At 57.0% G+C, this 23590-nt stretch carries 24 protein-coding genes; 11 read left to right on the forward strand and 13 right to left on the reverse strand.

What is annotated here, in order from left to right; all coding sequences use genetic code 11:
* Positions 1-44: 44 nt before the first annotated feature.
* From IPZ49_RS07270 to yihU, 6 genes are read right to left on the reverse strand one after another with little or no spacing between them, the layout of a single operon-like run.
* Entirely contained in the window at positions 45-1469 is a 1425-nt protein-coding gene (locus IPZ49_RS07270) for an MFS transporter (protein ID WP_022649849.1), read from the reverse strand.
* A gap of 43 nt (positions 1470-1512) precedes the next feature.
* Positions 1513-2895 carry an MFS transporter gene (locus IPZ49_RS07275; protein ID WP_022649848.1) on the reverse strand — a complete coding sequence of 461 codons (1383 nt, stop codon included), beginning with the start codon at positions 2893-2895 and terminating at the stop codon, positions 1513-1515.
* A gap of 45 nt (positions 2896-2940) precedes the next feature.
* Complete coding sequence (locus tag IPZ49_RS07280) at positions 2941-4965, reverse strand: alpha-glucosidase (RefSeq protein ID WP_063146848.1); 2025 nt, start codon at positions 4963-4965, stop codon at positions 2941-2943.
* 16 nt (positions 4966-4981) lie between these two features.
* Positions 4982-6223 (reverse strand): sulfoquinovose isomerase, encoded by a 1242-nt coding sequence (yihS, locus tag IPZ49_RS07285; RefSeq protein WP_022649846.1) that lies wholly within the window; start codon positions 6221-6223, stop codon positions 4982-4984.
* A gap of 14 nt (positions 6224-6237) precedes the next feature.
* Complete coding sequence (gene yihT, locus IPZ49_RS07290; protein ID WP_058677378.1) at positions 6238-7113, reverse strand: sulfofructosephosphate aldolase; 876 nt, start codon at positions 7111-7113, stop codon at positions 6238-6240.
* A gap of 17 nt (positions 7114-7130) precedes the next feature.
* On the reverse strand, positions 7131-8021 hold the full coding sequence (gene yihU / locus IPZ49_RS07295) for a sulfolactaldehyde 3-reductase (RefSeq protein WP_022649844.1): 891 nt from the start codon (positions 8019-8021) through the stop codon (positions 7131-7133).
* 155 nt (positions 8022-8176) lie between these two features.
* Here yihU and IPZ49_RS07300 point away from each other — a divergent pair, with 155 nt between their 5' ends.
* The 6 genes from IPZ49_RS07300 (at position 8177) to fabY (ending at position 12921) form a co-directional block, all read left to right on the forward strand.
* Positions 8177-9073, forward strand: a complete 897-nt coding sequence (locus tag IPZ49_RS07300) for a sugar kinase (protein ID WP_022649843.1) — start codon at positions 8177-8179, stop codon at positions 9071-9073.
* A 34-nt stretch (positions 9074-9107) separates the two neighbouring features.
* A complete protein-coding gene (locus IPZ49_RS07305; protein ID WP_023298924.1) occupies positions 9108-9908 on the forward strand; it encodes a DeoR/GlpR family DNA-binding transcription regulator in 801 nt (266 codons plus the stop codon).
* Positions 9909-10026: 118 nt separating this feature from the next.
* Positions 10027-10626 carry a glucose-1-phosphatase gene (yihX, locus tag IPZ49_RS07310; RefSeq protein WP_003861947.1) on the forward strand — a complete coding sequence of 200 codons (600 nt, stop codon included), beginning with the start codon at positions 10027-10029 and terminating at the stop codon, positions 10624-10626.
* Positions 10620-11501: a virulence factor BrkB family protein gene (locus tag IPZ49_RS07315; protein WP_023298923.1), complete on the forward strand. Its 882-nt coding sequence runs from the start codon at positions 10620-10622 to the stop codon at positions 11499-11501. Before yihX ends, IPZ49_RS07315 begins: the two co-directional genes overlap by 7 nt.
* The gene (gene dtd, locus IPZ49_RS07320; protein ID WP_063146849.1) at positions 11498-11935 is read left to right on the forward strand and encodes a D-aminoacyl-tRNA deacylase; all 438 of its coding nucleotides are present in this window, start codon (positions 11498-11500) and stop codon (positions 11933-11935) included. The genes IPZ49_RS07315 and dtd overlap by 4 nt, the downstream gene beginning before the upstream one ends.
* A 44-nt stretch (positions 11936-11979) precedes the next feature.
* Positions 11980-12921, forward strand: coding sequence for a fatty acid biosynthesis protein FabY (gene fabY, locus IPZ49_RS07325; RefSeq protein ID WP_022649838.1), 942 nt, complete (start codon positions 11980-11982; stop codon positions 12919-12921).
* An 8-nt stretch (positions 12922-12929) separates the two neighbouring features.
* Here fabY and IPZ49_RS07330 read toward each other — a convergent pair whose 3' ends face one another.
* Positions 12930-13850: an alpha/beta hydrolase gene (locus IPZ49_RS07330; protein WP_063146850.1), complete on the reverse strand. Its 921-nt coding sequence runs from the start codon at positions 13848-13850 to the stop codon at positions 12930-12932.
* 199 nt (positions 13851-14049) lie between these two features.
* Between IPZ49_RS07330 and IPZ49_RS07335 the strand changes: the two genes are divergently transcribed.
* Both IPZ49_RS07335 and IPZ49_RS07340 read left to right on the forward strand, forming a co-directional pair.
* Complete coding sequence (locus IPZ49_RS07335) at positions 14050-14292, forward strand: ribbon-helix-helix protein, CopG family (RefSeq protein WP_023298920.1); 243 nt, start codon at positions 14050-14052, stop codon at positions 14290-14292.
* A gap of 2 nt (positions 14293-14294) precedes the next feature.
* Positions 14295-14666 carry a type II toxin-antitoxin system VapC family toxin gene (locus IPZ49_RS07340; protein ID WP_080339264.1) on the forward strand — a complete coding sequence of 124 codons (372 nt, stop codon included), beginning with the start codon at positions 14295-14297 and terminating at the stop codon, positions 14664-14666.
* A gap of 39 nt (positions 14667-14705) precedes the next feature.
* Here IPZ49_RS07340 and fdhE read toward each other — a convergent pair whose 3' ends face one another.
* From fdhE to fdnG, 4 genes are read right to left on the reverse strand one after another with little or no spacing between them, the layout of a single operon-like run.
* Complete coding sequence (gene fdhE / locus IPZ49_RS07345; protein ID WP_063146851.1) at positions 14706-15635, reverse strand: formate dehydrogenase accessory protein FdhE; 930 nt, start codon at positions 15633-15635, stop codon at positions 14706-14708.
* Positions 15632-16267 (reverse strand): formate dehydrogenase cytochrome b556 subunit, encoded by a 636-nt coding sequence (gene fdoI / locus IPZ49_RS07350; RefSeq protein ID WP_006808711.1) that lies wholly within the window; start codon positions 16265-16267, stop codon positions 15632-15634. The genes fdhE and fdoI overlap by 4 nt, the downstream gene beginning before the upstream one ends.
* The gene (fdxH, locus tag IPZ49_RS07355) at positions 16264-17166 is read right to left on the reverse strand and encodes a formate dehydrogenase subunit beta (RefSeq protein WP_003861960.1); all 903 of its coding nucleotides are present in this window, start codon (positions 17164-17166) and stop codon (positions 16264-16266) included. The genes fdoI and fdxH overlap by 4 nt, the downstream gene beginning before the upstream one ends.
* Before the next feature lie 12 nt (positions 17167-17178).
* Positions 17179-20229 (reverse strand): formate dehydrogenase-N subunit alpha, encoded by a 3051-nt coding sequence (gene fdnG, locus IPZ49_RS07360; protein ID WP_139153886.1) that lies wholly within the window; start codon positions 20227-20229, stop codon positions 17179-17181.
* 371 nt (positions 20230-20600) lie between these two features.
* Between fdnG and fdhD the strand changes: the two genes are divergently transcribed.
* The gene (gene fdhD, locus IPZ49_RS07365) at positions 20601-21437 is read left to right on the forward strand and encodes a formate dehydrogenase accessory sulfurtransferase FdhD (protein ID WP_045308722.1); all 837 of its coding nucleotides are present in this window, start codon (positions 20601-20603) and stop codon (positions 21435-21437) included.
* A 114-nt stretch (positions 21438-21551) separates the two neighbouring features.
* Positions 21552-21764 carry a DUF1471 domain-containing protein gene (locus IPZ49_RS07370; RefSeq protein WP_003861966.1) on the forward strand — a complete coding sequence of 71 codons (213 nt, stop codon included), beginning with the start codon at positions 21552-21554 and terminating at the stop codon, positions 21762-21764.
* 39 nt (positions 21765-21803) lie between these two features.
* Here IPZ49_RS07370 and IPZ49_RS07375 read toward each other — a convergent pair whose 3' ends face one another.
* Both IPZ49_RS07375 and IPZ49_RS07380 read right to left on the reverse strand, forming a co-directional pair.
* Entirely contained in the window at positions 21804-22127 is a 324-nt protein-coding gene (locus IPZ49_RS07375; RefSeq protein ID WP_022649832.1) for an AzlD domain-containing protein, read from the reverse strand.
* The gene (locus tag IPZ49_RS07380) at positions 22127-22786 is read right to left on the reverse strand and encodes an AzlC family ABC transporter permease (RefSeq protein ID WP_022649831.1); all 660 of its coding nucleotides are present in this window, start codon (positions 22784-22786) and stop codon (positions 22127-22129) included. The genes IPZ49_RS07375 and IPZ49_RS07380 overlap by 1 nt, the downstream gene beginning before the upstream one ends.
* Positions 22787-22889: 103 nt before the next feature.
* Between IPZ49_RS07380 and IPZ49_RS07385 the strand changes: the two genes are divergently transcribed.
* Positions 22890-23438, forward strand: coding sequence for a helix-turn-helix domain-containing protein (locus IPZ49_RS07385; RefSeq protein WP_022649830.1), 549 nt, complete (start codon positions 22890-22892; stop codon positions 23436-23438).
* Positions 23439-23590 lie beyond the last annotated feature (152 nt).

Genomic DNA, 23590 nt, shown 5'->3' on the forward strand with positions numbered 1-23590 from the left:
CTCCCTCCTGATTAACAGGAAGGACATATTGGCCGGATTTATAGTTATAAAGTGACTGCTGACGCTTTATTGTTGGTGGTTATCTCAGGGGTATTTGCTGTCTGTTTTTTCCGTTTTCCAATCTCCTCGATAATAAAGGCGAAGCGCGCTTCGTTGAGTTTATAAAACAGCCCCATGGTCACGGCAGCAACGATCGCCAGGCCGCACGGCCAGAGGAAAATCAGCTGACGCAAACCCAGCAGCGTGCCCGCGCTCTGCACGGCATGGGGAACGTAGCCAATCTGGGTCAGCATGATGCCGGGCAGAAAACCGGCGAGCGCCGCGGAGATTTTGCGCGAGAAGGTATAGCCGGTATACACCGACCCTTCGGCGCGAATCCCGGTTTTCCACTCGCCGTAATCAACCGTATCCGGCACCAGCGCCCAGTTCAGGCTGTTCACAAACGCCGTGCCAAAGAAGGCCATGCAGGAAAAGAGCACAAACAGCAGGGAGCTGGTCCCCCAGAAGAAATTCAGCACGTCGCCCACCGCCCACAGCGCCAGCCCGCCCAGATAGACCGGTTTCTTGCCAAAGCGCTTTACCGCACCGGGCACCAGAAACACGCCAATCAGAATGCAGCCCATGCTGAAAAAGCCCATCCACGACAGGAGATGCAGATCGTTCAGCACGTACTGGGTGTAGTAGACCTGAATCGCCAGCTTGATGTTAAACGCGGCGAGGGTACAGAGGTTGGCGATGCACAGCACCAGCAGCGGCGGATTGCGGAAAATTGCGCAGAATGATTTCAGAATGCCGGGCTTATGGTGATCGGGCGTAAGCTCGACGTAGCGCTCTTTCACCCCGCTGTAGCACCACCACATGCAGAACAGCCCCCCGGTGACGAACACCAGCGCGGCCACCAGATAGCCGAGTGAGGGCTGGCTGACGAACAGCGCCTGAATCGGCATAAAGCCGACGGTGCAGAGCAACAGTCCTACCGTTGCGCCGCCCTGACGCCACGCCGCAAGCTGCGCGCGCTCGTTCGGGTTTTTGGTGATGGCCGGAACCATTGCACCGTAGGCGCAGTTCATCAGGCTGTAGCAGAGGCCAAACATCATGAAGAGCACGGTGGCGAGGGCCGTTTTCACTGTCAGGCTAAAGTCGTTGGCCATAAACTGCGCCGTGGCCACCAGCGCCACCGGGACGGAGGCGTAGAGAATGAATGGCCGGAATTTCCCCCGCGCGCCGATATTACGCCGGGAGTCCAGCAGCACCCCGGTCAGCATGTCGGTAAACGCGGTAAAGAACTTGGCGACCAGAAAAATGATGCCGCCGTAGAACGCGGGCATGCCCAGCTCGTCCGTGTAAAACTTCAGCAGATACAGCGTGCCAATACACAGCATCAGGTTCGAGCCAAAATCGCCCATCCCGTAGGCGCACTTCTCTCGCAGGCTCAATTTCAGGGTTAACGGATCAGTATTGTGTGTCATGGTCGATCCTCAAAGCGCCCCGCAGGGCGCTCAATCACGTCATTTATGCCGTACGTTTGCGCAGCTCAATTTCTTCCACGATGCGCACATACATCTTCTCGTTGAGGTTGTAGAAGCAGCCCATCGCCACGATGGTGATGACCGCCAGCAGGCTCGGGTAGATAAATATCAGCTGCCGCAGCCCTTCAACCGTGCCGGCGGATTGCACCACGTTGGGCACATAGCCAATCTGCGTAAGCATGATCCCCGGGAAGAAGCCCGCCAGCGCCTGCGATACCTTGCGGAAGAAGGTAAAGCCGGTATAGACCGTCCCCTCGGAGCGTACGCCGGTGCGCCACTCGCCGTACTCCACGGTATCGGAGACCAGCGCCCAGTTCAGGCTGTTCACGAACGCGGAACCGAAGAACGCCAGACAGGAGAACGCCACAAAGCTCACCGAGCCGCCGCCGAAGAAGTAGTTAAGCAGATCGCCTGCCACCCAAATTGCCAGCCCGCTGATATAGACCTTTTTCTTACCAAAGCGCCGCACCGCGCCAGGCATCATAAAGACGCCGATAAAAATACAGCCCATGCTGAAGAAGCCCATGTACGACAGCAGGATCGGGTCGTTCAGCACGTACTGCGTGTAGTAGACCTGAATGGCGAGTTTGACGTTAAAGGCACCCAGCGTGCACAGGTTAGCGATGCACAGGATAAACAGCGGACGGTTCCCGGCGATGGCGCGAAACGACTGCAACAGCCCCGGTTTCTGCGCCGGGTTAGCAGGTTGCGTCTCAACGTAACGCTCGGTTACGCCCTTATAGCACCACCACATAAAGAACAACCCGAACAGCGAGAAGAGGGTGGCGGCAAAGATGTAGCCAAGCTGGTCATTGCCCTCAATGAGGTTCATCACCGGGACAAAGCCCACCGTACAGAGCAGCAGGCCGAGCGTGGCGCCGCCCTGACGCCAGGCCGCCAGCGAGGCTCGCTCGTCCGGGTTTTTGGTAATGGCGGGCACCATCGCGCCGTAAGAGCAGTTCATCATGCTGAAGAACAGGCCGTACAGCATGAACAGCACCGTTGCCATCACCGTTTTGCCGGTCATCTCAAACGGTGTGCCGACGAAGTTGGCAATCGCCAGCAGCGTCACAGGGAAGGCTGCATACAGCACGAACGGGCGGAATTTCCCTTTCGGGCCAATCTTGCGCCGAGAGTCGAGCATGATCCCGGTGCCCATATCGGTGAAGGCGGTAAAAAACTTCGCAATCAGGAAGATAATCCCCCCGTAGGTACCGGGCAGTCCCAGCACGTCGGTGTAGAACTTCAGCAGATACAGCGTGCCGATATCCAGCAGGATGTTAGAGCCGAGATCGCCCATCCCGTAGGCGAGTTTTTCTTTAAACGGCAGGCGCAGGGTTGCCGGGTCAGAAGTATGTTGACTCATTATTGTTCTCCGTCTGCCCGCAGGTTTCCCCGCGGGCGAGCCTTATCAGATATGACGTAAGGTGCTAAACAGATCTGCCCATTCGCTTTGCTGGCGATAGAAGACCGGCGGTTTGCCGAGCGGGGCATCAACGGTCACGTCACCGCCCTGGCAGGTTTCCCCCGTCCACGCATTGACCCAGCTGTCCTGCGGCAGATAGAGCGACCAGTCGCGGCGTCCCTCTTCATGAACCGGGGCCACCAGCAGATCGCGGCCAAACAGGTACTGGTATTTCAGCGTGTAGGCGCGCGCGTCGTCCTCGTAGTGCAGGAACAGCGGACGCATCACCGGCAGGCCGCTTTTCGCGTTCTGCGCAACCGCAGCTTTGATGTACGGCTTCAGAGTGGTGAATACGGTGGTCATGCGCGCGAAGTGCGCGATGGTTTCGGCGTCGCCGTCGAACTGCCAGTTGTCGCCAGGGCGATTGCCCTCGTGGGTACGCATCATCGGCGTAAAGGCGCTGAAATCGCACCAGCGCAGCAGCAGCTCTTTGCTGCGCTTCATCTCGAACAGCGTCGTATAGCCGCCAATGTCGCTGTGGTGCAGCCCGTGCCCGGTCATCGCCAGAGACAGCGCCGCCGGTACGACGGACGCCAGACCGTCGTCCAGGCTCCAGTCGACGTTCTGATCCCCCGCCCACATCATCACCGAGTGCTTCTGGCTGCCGGTGTAGCCCGCGCGCATGAAGAACAGGATCTCCCCGAGCTTGCCGGTCTCCTCCAGTGCTTCGTAGTTACATTTCGCCCACAGGGCAGGCCAGGCGTTATGCATGATCTCCGCGCTAACGCCGTTGTGCAGGAAGGTATCGGTCGGCAGATATTCCCCGAAATCGGCCATCCAGCCGCCGCAGCCCAGTTCGATCAGGTTCTTTTTGATGACCTCTTTGTACCAGTCGTAGGCTGCCGGGTTGGTCAGGTCGATAACGCCCGCGTAGAACTCGCCGAACTCAACGTGGTAATCCTCGCCGTTGGCGTTTTTGGTCAGATAGCCGCGTTTCGCCGCCTCTTCGCAGAGATCTTTATCGCTGGCGACGTACGGGTTGATATAGGAGAGGAACTGCACGCCTTCCTGTTTCCACTGCGCAATCCGCTCATCAAGCTGCGGATAGAGCGCGCTGTTCCACTTCCAGTTCCACATCACGCGTTTGCCGAAGGAGGTCATGCGGATGCCGGACCAGTCCTGCGCCCAGATGCCGTTCACCTTCACGCCGCCCTCGCGCATGGCGTCGAGCTTCTGCTGACACACCTCGGTGCCACCCTGAATACCCAGCGTCACGCCGTCGTAAACCCAGTCCGGCAGTTCAGGCTGACGCCCCAGCAGGCCGGTCAGTTTTTCCAGCAGATCGACGTAGGTTTCTGCGCATTCGAAGCGCAGCGTGGCGTTATCTTCCCAGAACGCCAGCTCGTGGAAGTCCGGCGCGCTGAAGTCGAAGTTCATATAACAGCTGTTATCCACGTGGCAGTAGTACTTCTGGGTGCTCACGAAGGTAGGCTGCGGGAAGAAGGTCCAGTAGTAATCGCCGCCCGCGTTCTCTTTGCAGTCGGCCTGCCAGGTGACGTAGGTCTGCTTATTGCGGCCCACGCCCTGCTCGCTGGTCCACAGCGGAAGCGGCTTGCCGCGCAGATCGAAATACGAGAACTGCTCGCCGCAGCCGTAAATATGATCGTCAGGCTGAGCTGCCAGCCGCAGCCAGATGCGGTTATGGCTGGCGGCGTCATTTTTCAGCTTCAGCTCCAGACGGCCTTCAGCATCTACGCCCACCAGCAGTGTCGCGCTCACCGCGTCGCCGCGGGTAAAGCGGATTGCCCAGCCCGTGCTTTGCTGCGTAACGGTCGCGTTCGTCAGGGCAATCTTTTCGTTGAGCTTGTCTTTGATGCTGAAGTTGCCGCGAAACATCTCGATATCCGCCTCACCTGCGCCGATCCACAGGCAAGGGGCATCCGCAGAGTGGGATAAAATCAGACGGTCCTGCCAGCGCAGGGTAAAACCACTTTCGTTATTTTTCAGGTCAATATTGTGTAGGGTACGCATAAAAACTCCGTCTTTATTATTTGGCCAGGCTATCCAGTAATCCGGCGGCTACGGCAGGCGCTAAGCCCGGCGCCAGCGGCAGGCGGGGGATCACCAGGCAGTGCAGCAGATGGTAAATATCCTGCTTGCCGTCCCAGACTTTGGTGGTCACTTCGTTATTGGTGTCCAGCTCCTGCCACCATGAACCGTTTTCGTAATCCATCAGGTACTTGATGCAGTAATCCCACCACTTCTGATACCAGGCTTCGTACTGCGCCTCACCGGTGACGGTGTAGAGCGCGTAAGCCGTACCCATCGCTTCGACGATTGGCCAGCGCACGCGTTCGCGGACGATAGGTTTACCGTCCCAGCCCACGGAGTAGACAAAGCCATCGGCCCCGTCGGGTGCCCAGGCGTCGCGGATAGTGGCGTGGAACAGGCCTTTCGCATCTTCCAGCAGCCATTCCGGCGGGGTTTCAAAGCGGGCTTCCAGCGCGGCGCGCAGGTGCAGCATCAGGCGACCCCACTCAATCCAGTGCCCCGGCGTGCCGCCGTAGGCGCGGAAGCGGTGGGCGGGGTTATCGATGTTGTAGTCGCGGATCGGGTTCCAGTTGGTGTCGAAATGCTCGTTAACGCGGTACTCCCCTTTGCGCGCCACGTCGTGAATAATCACCGAGGCGATGCGCAGGGCGCGGTCGAGCCATTTACGGTCGTGGGTCACGTCATAAACGATCAGGAAGGCTTCCACGGCGTGCATGTTGGCGTTACCGCCGCGGTAATCTTCCGTTTTGCTGAACGCTTCATCCCAGGACTCCAGGCACATCTGCTCCTGTTCGCTCCAGAAGTAACGCTCAATCACCTCGATGGCGTCGTCCAGCAACTTGCGTGCCTGCGGATGGCCGGTGGTGACGGCGCTCGCCGCGCCCAGCAGGACGAAGAAATGCTGATAGCCCTGCTTGGAGGCATCAATTACGCCTTCATCGTTTACGCAGGCGTACCAGCCACCGTGCTGCTTGTCGCGCAGCGGACCGTTCAGGGCATTAATGCCGTGCTCAACCAGGGCGTACGCACCAGGACGGCCCATGTTCGCCGCCACCGCGTACACGTGCAGCATGCGGGCTGTGATCCACAGATGGGTGCCCATATCGCTACGCACCTGCCCGTTATTGCCCAGCCAGCCAAAGCCGGTCGGTACGGCGGCGTTTTTACCGAAATCGAGAATGCGGTCGGTCTCTTGTTCGAGCCAGCGGTTATGGCTCAGGGTATTAAACCATTTCATGTTCGGATCCTTTCTTAACGGCGAGCCATCATTTCGTCGACGATCTCACCCAGACGCTGAAGTTTTGGTACGGAAATATCACGCAGCATCAGCTCGGTGTCCGGCAGGCCAATCACAGAGGACCAGACGGCGCGACCGGCTAAAAAGCCCGATGCCCCCGCCTGCATCGCCACGCTCACCGCGCGCGGGAATAACTTATCGTCCACGCCGGAGGAGAGGATCACCCACGGCATGGCGATGTTCTCGTGCAGCTTCTGCGAGGCCGCCAGCAGCTCCTGCTGCGTGCCCTTACCAAACAGCGGCATTTCCACTTTGTAGAGGTCGGCACCGCTGTCGCCCAGCTCTTTGGCCGCATCGATAATCGCCTGCTCGCGGTCAAACGCGGCGCCGCGGCGCGGTGGACGCACAACCGGCTCGATAATGCTCAACAGACCGTTATCGTGGCACAGCGTATTGAACGCTTTCACCATCTCCAGGCGCTGCTGCGGATCTTCATCGCTGCGCCACAGCACCAGCAGCTTCAGCGCCTTGCCGCCGTCGCGTTTGACCGCCTGCGCGTCAATGCTCTTGTCGATCACCACGCTGTCGACCGGAATACCGTTCCCCGGAATAAACTCGTCGGCTGCCACAATCATCGCGCAGCTTTTGGCCACGGCCCGCTGCTCGACAATCTGGCGATAGCAGAACTGCTGGTCGACGAGAATGGCAGAGGCGTACGGCGACAGAATTTTTGCCGCGTTGACTTTAAAATCCGTCAGGTGCTGGTCGGTTACCGGTACCGGCGCGCCTGCCGCCGCAAACATCAGGCGCATCGCTTCGCGCTGATCCACGGCCAGCATCGCAAAACCGCCGGAAGGTCGGGTGATATCTTTCAGGGTGTACATCGTCATTCCTCAGTCCTTTCGTATCAGTGTGATTTTTTCAGCCCGGCAGATGCGCGAACCTGTTCAAGAATGGCTGTCCAGTCTTCGCGCCCGCGCCCGGCGGCGCGTGCCTGGTTGTAAACTTCGCGTGAAGCCGCGCCCAGCGGCATTGGGACATGCAGCTGGTTGGCCACGTCGAGGGCGATCCCCAGATCCTTATGCGCAAGGTCGATCATGAAGGCGGGTGAAAGATCCCCTTTCAGCACCTTGTTCGGCCATGACGTGGTGAAGTGGCCTTTGCCCGCAGGTGTGCCGCTCATCACCTTGAGCGCCACGTCAAAGGAGAGGCCAAGCGCTTCGCACAGTACGGCGGCCTCGGCGGAAAGGGCGTTCAGGGCGATGCTCATGTAGTTATTGATGAGCTTCACGCGGATGCCCATTCCCGGCCCGCCGGCGTTAATCAGTTCATTACCCATCGCCATTAAGACGGGGGTGGCGCGCTCAACCTGCTCTGCCGTGCCGCCTGCCAGCAGGAGTAGCGTACCGGCGATGGCATGATCAGAGGTGCGCCCGACGGGCACGTCCATCAGGCTGAAGCCTTGCTCTGCCATGTCGCGGATCAGCGCGTCGGTTTGCAGCGGGTGAATGGTGGACATATCAATGACCAGCGCGTCGCGGGATAATCCTTCGCACACGCCGTGCTCGCCGAACAGCACGCTGCGCACCAGGTCGCCGTTTGGCAGCATAGTGATCACGAATTCGGCATCCGTTGCTGCCTGTGCGGGCGTTGCCGCCGCCCGGGCGCCGCTCTCTACCAGCGCCTGAACCGCCTGCGGGTTCACATCAAAAACGTTAAGCTGGTGGCCCTGTTTCAACAGATTCTTCGCCATGGGTGCGCCCATCTGTCCTAAGCCGATAAATGCGATTGCTGACATGCCTCTCTCCTGTCACATCGTGTCAATTTTTGCGCGTTTGTGGTGTCTGTTTTTGATCGTATTTGTAATTTATAGTCAAAAAATTGACACGGGTCACTTTTTAAACATTTGGTGAAATTAAAATGAAGGCATCAGAAATCGCAGAAGGAATCACCATGACTCGCATCGTTTGTGTCGGCATTACCGTGCTGGATCGCATCTGGTATCTCGATGATTTACCAAAAGAAGGTGGGAAATATGTCGCAAAAGACTACACGGAAGTGGGCGGCGGCCCGGCGGCAACGGCGGCAGTGGCAGCCGCGAAACTGGGCGCGGAAGTGGATTTTATTGGTCGGGTGGGGGACGACGATACCGGCAGACGGTTGCTTGCGGAGCTGGAATCCCTGGGGGTGAACACCCGCTATACGCGCGTAGTTAAGGGGGCCCGATCGTCGCAATCGGCAGTGCTGGTGGACGCAGGTGGGGAAAGAGTGATTGCTAACTACCCCAGCCCCGATCTGCCCGCCGAGGCAGGCTGGCTGCATGAAATCGACTTCTCTCAGTGGGACATTGTCTTAGCCGACGTGCGCTGGCATGACGGGGCAAAACAGGCATTTACCCTGGCCCGTCAGCAGGGCGTTCCGACGTTGCTGGATGCGGATGTTACCCCGCAGGATATCGCGGAGCTGATCGCCTTAAGCGATCACGCGGCCTTCTCTGCGCCTGGGCTGCGGCGTTTAACGCAGTTGGATGAAACAGAAGACGCATTAAAAAAAGCACAAATGCTCACAAATGGACATGTGTATGTCACGCAGGGGCGAGACGGCTGTTTCTGGCTGGAAAACGGCGCGCTATGTCATCAGCCTGGTTTTGAAGTGAACGTCATTGATACCACCGGCGCGGGCGACGTGTTCCACGGTGCGCTGGCGGTCAGCCTGGGGCAGAAATTGCCCGCCGCAGACGCCGTGCGTTTTGCCAGCGCCGTCGCAGCACTGAAATGCACAAAGCCCGGCGGGCGCGCGGGTATACCCGACTGTGATCAAACCCGCTCTTTTTTGTCACTTTTTGTATAAAATGCGGGGCGTGATGGTTTTCAGAGGACAGCCCATGAGCCTTACCGAACTGACCGGCAACCCGCGTCACGATCAGCTGCTGACGCTGATTGCCGATCGCGGCTATATGAACATTGATGAACTGGCGCAGCTGCTGGATGTGTCGACGCAAACCGTGCGCCGGGATATCCGTAAGCTCAGCGAGCAGGGGCTGATCACCCGTCATCACGGCGGTGCGGGCAGGGCATCCAGCGTGGTCAATACGGCGTTCGAACAGCGTGAAGTTTCGCTGACCGAAGAGAAACGGGCGATTGCCGAAGCGATTGCGGACTATATCCCGGATGGCTCGACCATCTTTATCACTATCGGGACGACCGTGGAGCACGTTGCCCGGGCACTGCTTAATCATAATCATCTGCGCATCATCACCAACAGCCTGCGGGTGGCGCACATTCTTTATAAGAACCCGCGTTTTGAGGTGATGGTACCTGGCGGTACGCTGCGCCCGCATAACGGCGGCATTATCGGGCCTGCGGCAACGGCGTTTGTGTCTGGCTTCCGGGCGGACTACCTCGTGACCAGCGTGGGGGCGATAGAGCACGACGGCGCGATGATGGAATTTGACGTTAACGAAGCCAGCGTGGTGAAAACCATGATTGCCCACTCCCGCCACATTTTACTGGCGGCCGATCATACGAAATACCACGCCTCCGCGGCGGTTGAAATTGGCAACGTGGCGCAGGCGACGGCACTGTTCACCGATGAGCTGCCCGGCCCGGCGCTGCAAAGTCACCTAAAATCCAGCAAGGTTGAGGTTGTCGAAGTGAATTCCGGAGAAGAGCAGCAGGCTGGCTGATCGTCTTATGGCCCGATATTGCGATGCGGGCCTTTCCTTTCTCTAAGCTGAATCTGGCGCATAGCTAAACTTTCTCTTTCCCGCTACAGTTACTTTTCCACGGCGAAAGGAGATAAACATGCTTTATATCTTTGACTTAGGAAATGTTATCGTCGATATCGATTTTAACCGGGTGCTGGGCGCATGGAGCGATTTTAGCCGTGTTCCGCTGGCGACGTTAAAGCAGAATTTCGCGATGGGTGAGACTTTCCATTTGCACGAGCGCGGTGAGATCAGCGACGAAGCGTTCGCAGAGCGTTTCTGTCAGGAAATGGGTCTCTCGTTAAGCTACGAGCAATTTTCCCACGGTTGGCAGGCTATATTTGTCGCGATCCGCCCCGAAGTGATCGACATCATGCACAAGCTGCGCGAGCAGGGGCATCGCGTTGTCGTGCTGTCTAATACCAACCGCCTGCATACCACCTTCTGGCCGGATGAATACCCTGAAATTCACGCGGCGGCAGATAAAGTGTATCTCTCCCAGGAGATGGGGATGCGTAAACCTGAGGCGCGCATCTATCAGGCGGTATTGCAGGAAGAAGGATTCACGGCAGCGGATGCGGTCTTTTTTGACGACAACGCCGATAATATAGAAGGGGCTAATCAGTTAGGTATCACCTCCATTCTGGTGACCGGAAAAGAGACGATACCGAACTACTTTGCGAAGCAGTTATGCTAAAAACCGTTCATCAAAAAGCCAATCACCACACGCGCCCGCTGAGGGCGTGGCTGAAACTCCTCTGGCATCGCATTGATGAGGACAACATGACCACGCTGGCGGGCAATCTCGCTTACGTGTCCTTGCTCTCGCTGGTTCCGCTGGTGGCGGTGATTTTTGCGCTTTTTTCGGCGTTTCCGATGTTTGCCGATGTGAGCATGCAGCTTCGCCATTTTGTTTTCGCAAACTTTATTCCTGCCACCGGCGATGTGATCCAGAACTACATTGAACAGTTTGTCGCTAACTCCAGCAAGATGACGGCGGTGGGGGCGTGTGGGCTTATTGTTACCGCGCTGCTGCTGATGTACTCCATCGACAGTGCGCTCAACACTATCTGGCGGAGCAAAAAAGTCCGCCCAAAGGTCTATTCCTTTGCCGTCTACTGGATGATTTTAACCCTCGGCCCCTTGCTGGCGGGGGCGAGCCTGGCGATCAGCTCCTACCTTCTTTCGCTGCGCTGGGCGAGCGATTTAAACAGCGTTATCGATAACGTGCTGCGCATCTTCCCGCTGATTTTATCGTGGCTTTCGTTCTGGCTGCTTTATAGCGTGGTGCCAACTACGCGTGTACCCAACCGGGATGCCGTGGTGGGTGCGCTGGTCGCGGCGTTGCTCTTTGAGTTGGGCAAGAAAGGATTCGCGCTTTATATCACCATGTTCCCCTCTTATCAGCTGATTTACGGCGTACTGGCGGTGATCCCCATTTTGTTTGTCTGGGTCTACTGGACGTGGTGCATCGTCTTGCTTGGCGCCGAAATAACTGTCACTCTCGGGGTCTACCGCGAACTTAAAAAAGCAGCAGAAGCTGAAAAACAACAAGAAGCAGACCAACCATGATTGCATTGATTCAGCGCGTAATCCGTGCCAGCGTCACCGTGGCGGATGAGGTGACGGGTGAAATCGGCCCAGGACTTTTGGTGCTCCTGGGTGTCGAAAAGGATGACGACGAACAAAAAGCCAACCGCTTGTGTGAGCGCGTGCTGGGCTACCGCATTTTCAGCGATGCGGAAGGCAAGATGAACCTGAACGTTCAGCAGGCGGGCGGCAGCGTGCTGGTGGTGTCCCAGTTTACGCTGGCTGCGGATACCGAACGCGGCATGCGGCCGAGTTTTTCGAAGGGCGCGGCACCGGATCGCGCAGAAGCCCTTTACGAGTACTTTGTTGAGCGCTGTCGCCAACAGGACATGAATACACAAACCGGACGATTCGCTGCGGATATGCAGGTTTCGCTGGTGAACGATGGCCCCGTCACATTCTGGCTCCAGGTATGAGCCAACTGGCGGCCTGGCCGCGGGTAACAAGAGAGAGTACAGCTATGTATCACCTTCGAGTACCGCAAACGGAAGAAGAGTTAGAGGTTTATTACCATTTCCGCTGGGAAATGCTGCGCAAGCCACTGCATCAACCTAAAGGGTCTGAACGCGACGCCTGGGACGCGATGGCGCACCACCAGATGGTGGTTGATGAAGAGGGCAATCTGGTTGCCGTGGGGCGTTTGTATATCAATGCCGACAACGAAGCTTCAATCCGCTTTATGGCCGTTCACCCCTCCGTGCAGGACAAAGGCCTCGGAACGCTGATGGCAATGACGCTGGAATCCGTCGCCCGTCAGGAAGGGGTCAAGCGCGTCACCTGTAGCGCCCGTGAAGATGCCGTTGAGTTCTTTGCCAAGCTTGGTTTCGTGAATCAGGGGGAAATCACCGCCCCGCAAACTACGCCGATTCGTCACTTTTTGATGATCAAACCCATCGCCACCCTGGACGATATTCTCCATCGTGCCGACTGGTGCGGGCAGCTCCAGCAGGCGTGGTATCAGCACATTCCGCTCAGTGAAAAAATGGGCGTGCGTATTCAGCAATATACCGGGCAAAAATTTATTACCACCATGCCGGAAACCGGCAACCAGAACCCACACCATACCCTGTTTGCCGGTAGCCTGTTTTCACTCGCCACGCTCACCGGCTGGGGACTGATCTGGCTGATGCTGCGCGAACGTCATCTCGGCGGCACCATTATTCTGGCCGATGCCCATATCCGCTACAGCGCGCCGATCAGCGGCAAGCCGAGCGCGGTAGCTGACCTGGGCGCACTGGGCGGCGATCTCGACCGTCTGGCGCGTGGGCGTAAAGCACGCGTACAAATGCAGGTTGAGCTGTTCGGCGATGAAACGCCGGGCGCGGTGTTTGAAGGCACCTATATCGTTCTGCCTGCGAAGCCGTATGGCGCGTATGAAGAGGGCGGGAACGAGGAGGAGTAGTATCCTTCTCACTCTCGCCCTGCATGGTTAATGCGCCAGGCAATATCTCGCATAACGTCTCGCGCTGACTGGCTAATTCCACCCAACTGGAAGAAGCCGTGAATTACACCCCGCCATCGTTGAGCGGTACACTTCACGCCTTGCTCCGTGAGGCGCTGATAAAGCGCCTCGCCTTCGTCTCGTAACGGATCATACTCAGCGGTAACAATATGGACCTTCGGCAGACCGCTAAAGTCGTTGCGCCACAGTGGGCTGACTTCAGGATGCTGACGGTCAGCTTTATCCAGATACATTTCATAGCCGCTCAAAAGGGTATCGCGAGTAATTACGTAGTCCATGCCATTGAGGGTATAGCTTTCAAAACTGGCCGTAGCGTCGAGCATGGGGTAGATAAGAATGAGCTGTGCGGGATCCCAGAGACCTTTGGCCTTAAGCCGCAATGACGTTACCAGCGCAAGATGCCCTCCCGCACTGTCTCCACAAAGTGTAATCCGGTTTTTATCCACACCTAATTGTTCTGCATTTTGCCAGACAAGATCTGCCGCTCTCTCTGCATCGTCATGCGCAGCGGGGAAGGTATGCTCGGGTGCGAGTCTGTACTGAACCGCAATGACCCGACAGTTACCGTAAAACGCCAGTTGGCGAAGCTGATTATCATGGGTTTCAAACCCACCGCTGACAAAACAACCGCCATGATAGTAGAGGGCACAAGGTAACGTTTCAGGGGCATTGACAGGCGAAAATAGCCGAAAGGTCATCTCCTCAAGAACAAGCGTTTCAACCTGGACACGAGTTTCTGTCTCCCCGGCCAGAGCTGTGCTGGCAACATACCCGGCTCTCCGTTCATCTATATTCTGCTTTCGCGAGGAAGGCCGCCCTGCTGCAATAAAATCTTGTACAAGCTTATCAATTCCCTTTTCCAGCGCCATGGTTACGTCCTCATGCTGTATTTATATACAGCTTTATAGCCTGGTTTACGAAAGATGAAAACAGAGGAATTTGAAGATATAAATGTCCTGGAAAGCGGCTCGCAAAATCGGTGACTGCCTTAACAATGTTCTTTAACCATGTCTTAATTATGGATATATTGCCTGAAAATTAACCGTGGATGATATACTAAGGTGATATATGAGTCTTTTGGCGGACCTTACTATGGGCAGAATACTGATCGATTTGTCTGATGACGTGATTCAACGACTGGATAACCTGAAGCAGTTGCGCAACCGGCCGCGCGCCGAACTGCTGCGGGAAGCCATAGAACTGTATCTCGACCAGCAGAATTCATCGGTTATCCGCGAAGCGCTTGGCCTGTGGGGAAATCAGCAGGAAGATGGGCTCGAGTACGAACGCAAGCTGCGTGAGGAGTGGTAATGATGGAGCACATGGCTGTGTTTGACACCAATATCCTCATCGATCTTTTTAATAACCACGTTGAGGCTGCGGATGCGATCGATCGCACAGCTTCGCATCGTGCCATTAGCCTCATCACATGGATGGAAGTAATGGTGGGCGCTCGCAGGCACGGTCAAGAAGCAAAAACGGCAGCCGTGATGGGGGCCTTTGAAATTATTGATATAACAAGGGAAATTGCTGAAAGAAGCGTATTACTTCGCGAACAGCACGGGATGAAGCTTCCTGACGCCATTATTCTGGCTACTGCTCAGAGCAGAAGCTGTCCGTTAATTTCGCGCAATACGAAAGACTTTTCGGGTATTGCTGGGGTCGTTTCACCTTACCACCTGTAGGCCGGGCAAGCGTGCGCCGCCCGGCATTCTCACAGGAGATTACTCCCCTTCCCCCGGGAACAGGAACGGGTTGATCGAGCTACGGGCAAAGCCTTCCTGCTCCATCTTCGCGTCCAGGATCAGCGAGGCGAGATCGTCGGCTACCGCTTCGACTTTCGGGTCTTTTTCCTGATACAGAATCTTCAGGTAGGTCCCGCAGTCGCCGCAGCTTTCGGCTTTCACCGCCGCGTCTTCGTTTTCCAGCGACCAATAGTTCAGATCGCGGGTCTGTTCGCAGTTGCTGCACTTGATGCGCACCACGTGCCACTCGGTTTCACACAGGTTGCAGTGCAAGTAGCGCAGCCCCTGCGTCGTACCAATCTGTACCATGCTGGAGACCGGCATTGAGCCGCACACCGGGCAAAACTGGCGCGCTTCGCCATATTCAGCGCGGGCTTTACCCGGGATCAGGCTCGCCATTTGCGCCCAGTAGAGCGACAGCGCAGCCCAGATGAACGGCGCTTTATCGCTGCTCACCAGCGAGAAGTCGGAGGCAAACAGCGCGCTCGCCATCTCTTCCAGCTCTTGCTCTGAGGCTTTTTCCAGGTTCTCAATGACCGCCAGCGCCGTGCCGCTCATTTCGGGCTTCAGCTCGGCAATCAGCGAATGCAGCAGCTTATGCCAGTGCTTGTCGCGCGGCAGAACGTGAATGTCCAGCGGCGGCTTGCCCTGCGCGTTGGCTTCTTTGATGCGTGCGGTCAGATCCATTTGCAGCGGGTGGTCGTATAGCACCACTTCCTGCGCATGGGCGACCAGCGCGGCAAAACGCAGAAAATCGCCCAGCGGGTTGTTCTCTGCCAGCTCGCGCAGACGCTCTGCGCGGCGGTTGTAGAGGTTCTTGAGTCTGGGGAACAACAACGGCGGAATATAATCCGCCCTGCGTTTCTCGCTCGACCCCAGCTCATCTTGCGGGATTATGCGAATACTCATTCAGATGACTTTTCCTGTTTCTGGCGGACTTCACGGTACCAGCGCGGGTGATGTTTCTTCGCCCATGTACTGGTTACCCATCCTTCCACCATCGCGGTAATGGTGCCTTTCACCCAAAGGGCGGCGTAGATATGCACCATGATAACCACAATTAACGCCACTGCGGCAAATGAATGCAGCATCAGCGCAAATCGGATCACCGGGATTGAGAAAGCAGGCGCAAAGTACGGACGCCAGATGATCACGCCGCTCACCAGCAACAGGACCAGGAAGATAATCGCCGCCCAGAATACGCATTTCTGGCCGAAGTTATAACGCCCGGTATCACCCACTTCCTCGTTGACGACGATCTTACGAATATTCTTCGCCCAAAAGATATCATCCCGATTGATTAGGTTATGGTGCCAGTAGCGGAAAAACATGATGATAAACGAGGCAAACATCACCACACCCACGAACGGGTGCAGGATGCGCGCCAGCTGCGGCGTGCCCAGTATCTGCATCAGCCAGTTGAAGGAGGGGAAGAAGAACCCCAGCCCGCTTATCGCCGCCAGCATGAAGCAGAAGGCGGTGACCCAGTGGTTGATGCGTTCCGGCGCGGTGTAGCGCACGATGGTGTCACGTTTTCTCATTTGCGCACCTCGTCTTTCTCTTCATGCAGGTTATCGTCTTCCTCTTCCGCGCGGTTCGGACCAACGCCGACGTAGTGGAAGATGCTCGCTGCAAAGGTGGCCGCAAAACCGACCGCGGCCAGCGGTTTCCAGATACCTTTCCAGAACTTCACGGTGGCGCTGATTTCCGGGTTCTCCGGCAGGCCATGGTACAGATTCGGCTTGTCGGCGTGGTGCAGCACGTACATCACGTGCGTACCGCCAACCCCGGCCGGATCGTACAGGCCCGCGTTATCGTAACCACGGGTTTTCAGCTCGCCCACGCGCTCTGCCGCCAGCGTTTTCATATCCTCTTTAGAGCCAAAGTGGATAGCGCCGGTTGGGCAGGTCTTCACGCAGGCTGGCTCCTGACCGACATTTACGCGGTCAACGCACAGCGTACATTTGTAGACGCGGTTGTCTTCCGGGTTCATGCGCGGCACGTCGAACGGACAGCCCGCGATGCAGTAGCCGCAGCCAATACACTGCTCAGACTGGAAGTCGACGATGCCGTTGGCATACTGAATGATAGCCCCTTCTGACGGACACGCCTTCAGGCAGCCCGGATCCGCACAGTGCATACAGCCGTCTTTGCGGATAAGCCATTCCAGTTTGTCGTTCTGTTCCACTTCCGAGAAACGCATTACCGTCCAGGACTTGGCGGTCAGGTCCGCCGGGTTGTCGTACACCCCGACGTTGTGACCCACTTCGTCACGGATGTCGTTCCACTCTGAACAAGCCACCTGACAGGCTTTACAGCCGATACAGGTGGTCACGTCGATAAGCTTCGCCACTTCCTGCTGGTGGTCCCGCGCCTGAGGCGCGGGCGTGAAACCGTTAGTCGCGGAACGACGGATAATGTCTTGAGATTGATAAGCCATAAGTCGTCTCCGTTACACCTTTTCCACGTTCACGAGGAAGGCCTTAAACTCCGGCGTCTGCGTGTTCGCATCACCGACGAACGGCGTCAGGGTATTCGCAATGAACCCTTTCTTCGCCACGCCCTCATAACCCCAGTGAATTGGGATGCCGATGGTATCCACCTGCTGACCATGAACGTTCAGCGTGCGAATACGCTTGGTCACCACCGCCTTGGCTTTGATGTAGCCGCGGTTAGAGGAGACCTTCACGGTATCGCCATGGGCGATGCCGAGTTTGTTCGCCAGCTTCTCGCCGATCTCCACAAACTGTTCCGGCTGCGCGATGGCATTCAGCAGCGCGTGCTTGGTCCAGTAGTGGAAGTGCTCAGTCAGACGGTAAGTGGTGCCGACATACGGGAACTTGTCCTTTTTACCCAGCGCTTCAAAATCGCCCTTGAAGATACGGGCTGCCGGGTTAGAGACCACGTTCGGGTGCAGCGGGTTAGTACCCAGCGGCGTCTCAAACGGCTCATAGTGTTCCGGGAACGGACCTTCCGCCATCTTATCGATAGCAAACAGGCGCCCCATCCCTTCAGGCTGCATGATAAACGGCCCGACATCGCTGCCTGGTGCGGCAGTGCTGTAGTCCGGAATATCCACACCGCCCCATTTCGCGCCGTCCCACTTGAGTAGCTGACGCTTCGGATCCCACGGGTTGCCCTGCGGGTCAGCAGAGGCACGGTTATAGAGGATGCGGCGGTTAAGCGGCCATGCCCATGCCCAGCCCAGCGTATTACCGAGGCCCGACGGGTCGGCGTTATCGCGGTTGGCCATCTGGTTGCCTTTCGGCGTCCAGCTACCGGCAAAGATCCAGCAGCCGCTTGACGTCGTACCGTCGTCACGCAGGTGTGCGAAGGTGCTGAGCTGATCGCCTTTCTTCGCCAGCACGGTGCCGGTCGCCGGGTCGATAACGTCCGCCAGCGCCTTACCGTTGCTCTCCATGGCCACTTCTTCCGGCGCAGGGTTTTCCGGCGTCGAATAGTTCCAGGTCATGTTCAGCACCGGCTCAGGCGTTGCGCCGCCTTCAGCCGCGTACATTTTACGCAGGCGTAAGAAGATACCGGCCAGGATCTCGCCGTCGTTCAGGGCGATGCCCGGGGCGTCCGCACCTTTCCAGTGCCACTGCAACCAGCGGCCAGAGTTGACGATAGAGCCGTTCTCTTCCGCGAAGCAGGTGGACGGCAGACGGAATACTTCGGTCTGAATCTTCGACGGGTCGACATCGTTCGACTCACCGTGGTTCTGCCAGAACGTCGAGGTTTCGGTATTGAGCGGGTCAATCGTCACCAGATACTTCAGTTTCGACAGAGACTCGACAACCTTGTTCTTGTTCGGGAACGACGCCACCGGGTTAAAGCCCTGGCAGATATAGCCGTTGACCTGGCCCTGGTGCATCATTTCGAAGTACTGGAGGACGTCGTACCCTTTGTCCCACTTCGGCAGCCAGTCAAAGCCCCAGCTGTTTTCCGCCGTCGCCTTGTCGCCGTAGAAAGCTTTCATCAGCGAGACGAAGAACTTCGGATAGTTGCCCCAGTAGTTTACCTGGCCTTCGAGCAGCGGTTTTGGCGTGCTGGCCGTCAGATAGGTTTGCAGGTCGGTCTGTTTCTCGCTCGGCAGGTTCATGTAACCCGTCAGGCTCTGAGACAACAGGCCAAGGTCGGTCAGACCCTGAATGTTGGAGTGACCGCGCAGGGCGTTAACGCCGCCGCCTGCCATCCCCATGTTGCCGAGCAGCAACTGAACCATCGCCATGGTGCGGATGTTCTGCGCGCCGATGGAGTGCTGCGTCCAGCCGAGTGCATACAGGAACGACGCGGTCTTATCTTTGGCGCTGGTTTCGGCGATAAGCTCGCACACCTTCAGGAAGTCCGCCTTCGGCGTCCCACAGATGTTTTCGACAACCTCTGGCGTATAGCGGGACACGTGCTCTTTCAGCAGGTTCCACACGCAGCGCGGGTGTTGCAGGGTGGTGTCGCGCTTCGCAAAGCCGTTTTCGTCCAGCTCGTAGTTCCAGCTGGTTTTGTCGTACCTGCGTTTTTCTGCGTCATAACCGCTGAACAGGCCATCTTCGAAGTGGTAATCCTCACGCACGATCAGGCTGGCGTTGGTATAGGCTTCGGTGTACTCGCGGTTATATTTTTCGTTGGTCATCAGGTACAGCAATACGCCTGACAGGAAAGTGATGTCAGTACCTGAACGAATAGGGGTGTAGAAATCCGCCACTGACGCTGTACGCGTAAAGCGGGGATCGATCACAATCAGCTTCGCGCCGTTGTGGATTTTGGCTTCCATCGCCCAGCGGAACCCGACAGGGTGCGCTTCAGCGGCGTTACCGCCCATCACCACAATAAGGTTGGCGTTCTTGATGTCGACCCAGTGGTTGGTCATCGCACCGCGACCAAATGTTGGAGCAAGACTTGCTACCGTTGGTCCGTGTCAGACACGCGCCTGGTTGTCGACCGCGAGCATACCGAGTGCGCGCGTAAATTTCTGGGTTAAATAGCCGGTTTCGTTACTGGACGCTGAAGCACACAGCATGCCGGTGGAGAGCCAGCGATTAACGGTGGTGCCTTCGGCATTCTTCGCAATAAAGTTGGCATCGCGGTCTTCTTTCATCAGCTTAGCGATGCGATCGAACGCCTCTTCCCAGGTGATTTGCTGCCATTTGTCAGAGCCGGGAGCGCGGTACTCAGGAAACTTCAGGCGGCTTTCGGAGTGGATAAAATCTACCAGACCGGCCCCTTTCGGACACAGCGCACCACGGTTGACCGGATGATCCGGATCGCCTTCGATGTGGAAAATAGATGCTTTGGCGTTTTTCGCACCGTCGCCGAGGCTATACATTAACAGCCCACAGCCGACGGAGCAGTACGTACAGGTGTTACGGGTTTCGCGGGTGCGCAGCAGTTTATACTGCCGAGTTTCCGCCAGCGCTACGCCGGGCGCAAAGCCCAGTGCCGCCGCCGTGGTGCCTGCCATACCGCCAGCGCAGATCTTAAAGAACTGCCTTCTGCTGACCTGCATGGGTCACTCCTTGGTTCATTACGACATTGCTATGTAGTTTTACTTTGCGGTTGAGAATTAACCGCAAAGGAGAAAAATTTGCGTTAATCCCTCATTTCTCCGAGGGATAAGCCCAGAATACCACAATGTCGGTACGCCTGTTCCAACGGCGTTAAAACAAAGTGAACGTATTATCACGGCATTGATTATAAAGTGTGATATCAATCACATTTCTCTCTGCGGATGTTAAGGGTGTGTAGCAGATGACCGGTTGCACCCCTCCGAATTGAGTAGGAGAATGGATGCTGAAAAGTTGATCCATACTATGCGTAAGGTCCGCTGTTTGTGGTGCAATAGCAGGCTCACTTCCGTGGTTGTTCAGGAATACCGTCGTGTTTAAACAAAACCGTGCTACCCACGCGTCGCCACTGCCTGCGGGCATTGTGGAACTGTCGGTACACAGACCGCCTCACATTTCACATGCCACGCCGGATTTTCTGGCGGAAGAGGTCCCCGTTGCCCTGGTTTACAACGGGATTTCGCATGTGGTGATGATGGCCTCGCCGAAAGATCTCGAGCTGTTCGCCATCGGTTTCTCCCTCTCGGAAGGCATCATTGCGCATCCGCAGGAGATCTACGGCATGGACGTCGTACCGGCCTGTAACGGTCTCGAAGTGCAAATCGAACTCTCCAGCCGCCGCTTTATGGGGCTGAAAGAGCGCCGCCGGGCGCTGGCCGGACGTACCGGCTGCGGCGTGTGCGGTGTTGAACAGCTTAACGATATCGGCAAACCCATTATCCCCCTGCCGTTCACCCAGACGTTCAATCTGGCGCATCTTGATCGGGCGCTTGTGCACCTGAATGACGTTCAGCCCATCGGCCAGCTCAGCGGTTGTACGCATGCGGCGGCGTGGGTATTGCCGTCGGGGAGCATTGCAGGCGGGCATGAAGATGTTGGCCGCCACGTCGCGCTGGATAAGCTGCTGGGCCGTCGCGCTCGGGAAAACAACGTCTGGCAGCAAGGGGCCGCGCTCGTTTCCAGCCGCGCCAGCTACGAGATGGTGCAAAAATCCGCCATGTGCGGCGTGGAAATTTTGTTTGCGGTGTCAGCGGCAACCACGCTGGCGGTTGAAGTGGCGGAGCGCTGCAACCTGACGCTGGTGGGGTTCTGCAAGCCAGGCAGGGCGACAATTTACACCCATCCGCAGCGATTAATTGTTAATCAGTAATTTTGAATGAGTATAGCAAATCCTTCCGCTTTTAGTTGTTCATGATGAGGTCTAGTATTTATCTCATCAAGGCACGGTGCCTTATCTAAACAACTTAACGAAAGGGTTTATCTCATGAAAAGCATCAAAACTTTTGTCGCAGTAATCGCTCTTGCTACATCTTTCGGTTCTTTCGCTGCGCAGACTGTGACCGCATCCGCCTCTACGCTGGACGGTGCTGAAGCTAAAATCGCCGCACAGGCTCAGGAAGCGGGCGCGTCATCCTACAAAATTACCCAGGCATTCACCGGTAACCGCGTACACATGACCGCTGAACTGAACAAATAATTTCGCAGTACCGTCGAAAGAGCGCCCCTGGGGCGCTTTTTAGTTTATGCCCGCCAGACGCAGTAGCGCCGTCACCACCGCCGCCGCGACGATCACCACAATTAACGGCATTTTGCGCCAGGCCAGAAACACCGCGAACCCCACCCCCAGCACGCGCGCCATCCCGGCAAAATGGTCCCCTTCATAAAACGTTGTCGCCAGCGCGACGGAGAACAACAAAACGGTAGCCGCATCTGAAAGCAGCGCCTGCGACCGTTCAGAAAGCGCCAGCCGGCTGCCGAGTTTTGCCCCGCCGAGACGCATCAGATAGGTTCCGGCAGAAAGAATGGCGATGCCGAGAATAAAGACCGTCATGTTTTCCATTATTTTTTCCTCGCGGCAAGGCCGAGCAAAGAGAGCAGCACCGGCAGGCCCACCGGTGCGAACGGCACGGCTGCCAGCGACAACAACGCGCCGCTACAGGCGCGGATCAGCGTGGTACGGTTTTTAAATGCCGGCACCACTAACGCCAGCAGGATCGCCGGGAACACCGCGTCCAGCCCGATGGTTTCCGGGTCTGGCAGTAGCTTGCCGACCATCGCCCCCAGCACCGCGCCCAGCGGCCAGATGATTGCCACGCCTAACCCGCACAGCCAGTAGGCCGCTTTACGCTGCTCGGCGGTTTTTTGCGACAGGCCAAACACCACGCTTTCATCGTTCATGATATGACAGCCCAAAAAGCTCAGGCCGCGCTTGCCCACCAGGTCACGCACCGTCACGCCGAACGGCACATGGCGCGCGTTTACCAGTAAACCGGCTGCGGCCGCCGCCAGCGGATTGCCGCCGCTCGCCACGATGCCGATGAACATAAACTCGGATGCGCCTGCCAGCACCGTGAGGGAGAGAACAAACGGCACCCACAGCGGGAAACCGTAGGCCATCGCCAGTGAGCCATAAGACATGCCGACCACGCCCACCGCTAGGCAGACCAGGACGATCGCTTTTATCGTGTCGCCTTTCAGGCAAGAGAGGTGATTCTTCATACCATTTTAGCCATATCGAACGTATTTCCATTATAATGAACGCATCAAAAACGTTTTACAAGGCGAACGATTCGTTCGTTATAGAGAGAATGAGGCCGTTATTATGACGCAGCCAATCAGCGTAATCGCCAGAAGCCTGGTGCGAGAACGCCTGCGAACCGGGCTCTCACTGGCGGAAATTGCCCGCCGTGCCGGGATCGCCAAATCCACGCTTTCACAACTGGAGTCTGGCAACGGCAACCCTAGCCTGGAAACGCTCTGGTCGCTTTGCGTGGCGCTGGATATTCCGTTTGCCCGGTTACTGGAGCCGCAACAACCCGTCACGCAGGTGATCCGCCGCGGCGAGGGCACAAAAGTTGTCGCCGGGCAGGCGAACTACGAGGCGATTTTGCTCGCGGCGTGTCCGCCGGGGGCGCGTCGTGATATCTACCTGCTGCTGACTCAGCCGGGGGCAGACCGTATTTCCCAGCCGCATCCGCCAGGGTCGGTTGAGCATATTATCGTGACCCAGGGGCGGGCGATGGTCGGCCTGATCGACGCGGCGGAAGAGCTCGGCCCGGGAGATTACATTTGCTATCCCGCTGACCAGCCGCATATCTTTAAGGCGCTGGAGCCAGATACGCACGCGCTGCTGGTGGCGGAACAAAGCTAAACAGCGGCAAACCCGCTGCCGGTAAGACGACAGCGGGGCGATAAAATGAGACTAAGATCATAAAACAAAATATCCATATTAAATATATTCGACCATTAAATCATTTATGGCGTGAATTGTTCTTTGTACTTTAATTTAAGTTTAATACAGTT

This window comes from Enterobacter cloacae complex sp. S2, from assembly GCF_015159675.1.
In the GTDB taxonomy this organism is placed as follows: domain Bacteria; phylum Pseudomonadota; class Gammaproteobacteria; order Enterobacterales; family Enterobacteriaceae; genus Enterobacter; species Enterobacter intestinihominis.

Coding starts and splice junctions, on each gene's coding strand:
- IPZ49_RS07270 (WP_022649849.1), bottom strand. CDS start 1,469: ATGACACACAATACTGATCCGTTAACCCTGAAATTGAGCCTGCGAGAG.
- IPZ49_RS07275 (WP_022649848.1), bottom strand. CDS start 2,895: ATGAGTCAACATACTTCTGACCCGGCAACCCTGCGCCTGCCGTTTAAA.
- IPZ49_RS07280 (WP_063146848.1), bottom strand. CDS start 4,965: ATGCGTACCCTACACAATATTGACCTGAAAAATAACGAAAGTGGTTTT.
- yihS (WP_022649846.1), bottom strand. CDS start 6,223: ATGAAATGGTTTAATACCCTGAGCCATAACCGCTGGCTCGAACAAGAG.
- yihT (WP_058677378.1), bottom strand. CDS start 7,113: ATGACGATGTACACCCTGAAAGATATCACCCGACCTTCCGGCGGTTTT.
- yihU (WP_022649844.1), bottom strand. CDS start 8,021: ATGTCAGCAATCGCATTTATCGGCTTAGGACAGATGGGCGCACCCATG.
- IPZ49_RS07300 (WP_022649843.1), top strand. CDS start 8,177: ATGACTCGCATCGTTTGTGTCGGCATTACCGTGCTGGATCGCATCTGG.
- IPZ49_RS07305 (WP_023298924.1), top strand. CDS start 9,108: ATGAGCCTTACCGAACTGACCGGCAACCCGCGTCACGATCAGCTGCTG.
- yihX (WP_003861947.1), top strand. CDS start 10,027: ATGCTTTATATCTTTGACTTAGGAAATGTTATCGTCGATATCGATTTT.
- IPZ49_RS07315 (WP_023298923.1), top strand. CDS start 10,620: ATGCTAAAAACCGTTCATCAAAAAGCCAATCACCACACGCGCCCGCTG.
- dtd (WP_063146849.1), top strand. CDS start 11,498: ATGATTGCATTGATTCAGCGCGTAATCCGTGCCAGCGTCACCGTGGCG.
- fabY (WP_022649838.1), top strand. CDS start 11,980: ATGTATCACCTTCGAGTACCGCAAACGGAAGAAGAGTTAGAGGTTTAT.
- IPZ49_RS07330 (WP_063146850.1), bottom strand. CDS start 13,850: ATGGCGCTGGAAAAGGGAATTGATAAGCTTGTACAAGATTTTATTGCA.
- IPZ49_RS07335 (WP_023298920.1), top strand. CDS start 14,050: ATGAGTCTTTTGGCGGACCTTACTATGGGCAGAATACTGATCGATTTG.
- IPZ49_RS07340 (WP_080339264.1), top strand. CDS start 14,295: ATGGAGCACATGGCTGTGTTTGACACCAATATCCTCATCGATCTTTTT.
- fdhE (WP_063146851.1), bottom strand. CDS start 15,635: ATGAGTATTCGCATAATCCCGCAAGATGAGCTGGGGTCGAGCGAGAAA.
- fdoI (WP_006808711.1), bottom strand. CDS start 16,267: ATGAGAAAACGTGACACCATCGTGCGCTACACCGCGCCGGAACGCATC.
- fdxH (WP_003861960.1), bottom strand. CDS start 17,166: ATGGCTTATCAATCTCAAGACATTATCCGTCGTTCCGCGACTAACGGT.
- IPZ49_RS07370 (WP_003861966.1), top strand. CDS start 21,552: ATGAAAAGCATCAAAACTTTTGTCGCAGTAATCGCTCTTGCTACATCT.
- IPZ49_RS07375 (WP_022649832.1), bottom strand. CDS start 22,127: ATGGAAAACATGACGGTCTTTATTCTCGGCATCGCCATTCTTTCTGCC.
- IPZ49_RS07380 (WP_022649831.1), bottom strand. CDS start 22,786: ATGAAGAATCACCTCTCTTGCCTGAAAGGCGACACGATAAAAGCGATC.
- IPZ49_RS07385 (WP_022649830.1), top strand. CDS start 22,890: ATGACGCAGCCAATCAGCGTAATCGCCAGAAGCCTGGTGCGAGAACGC.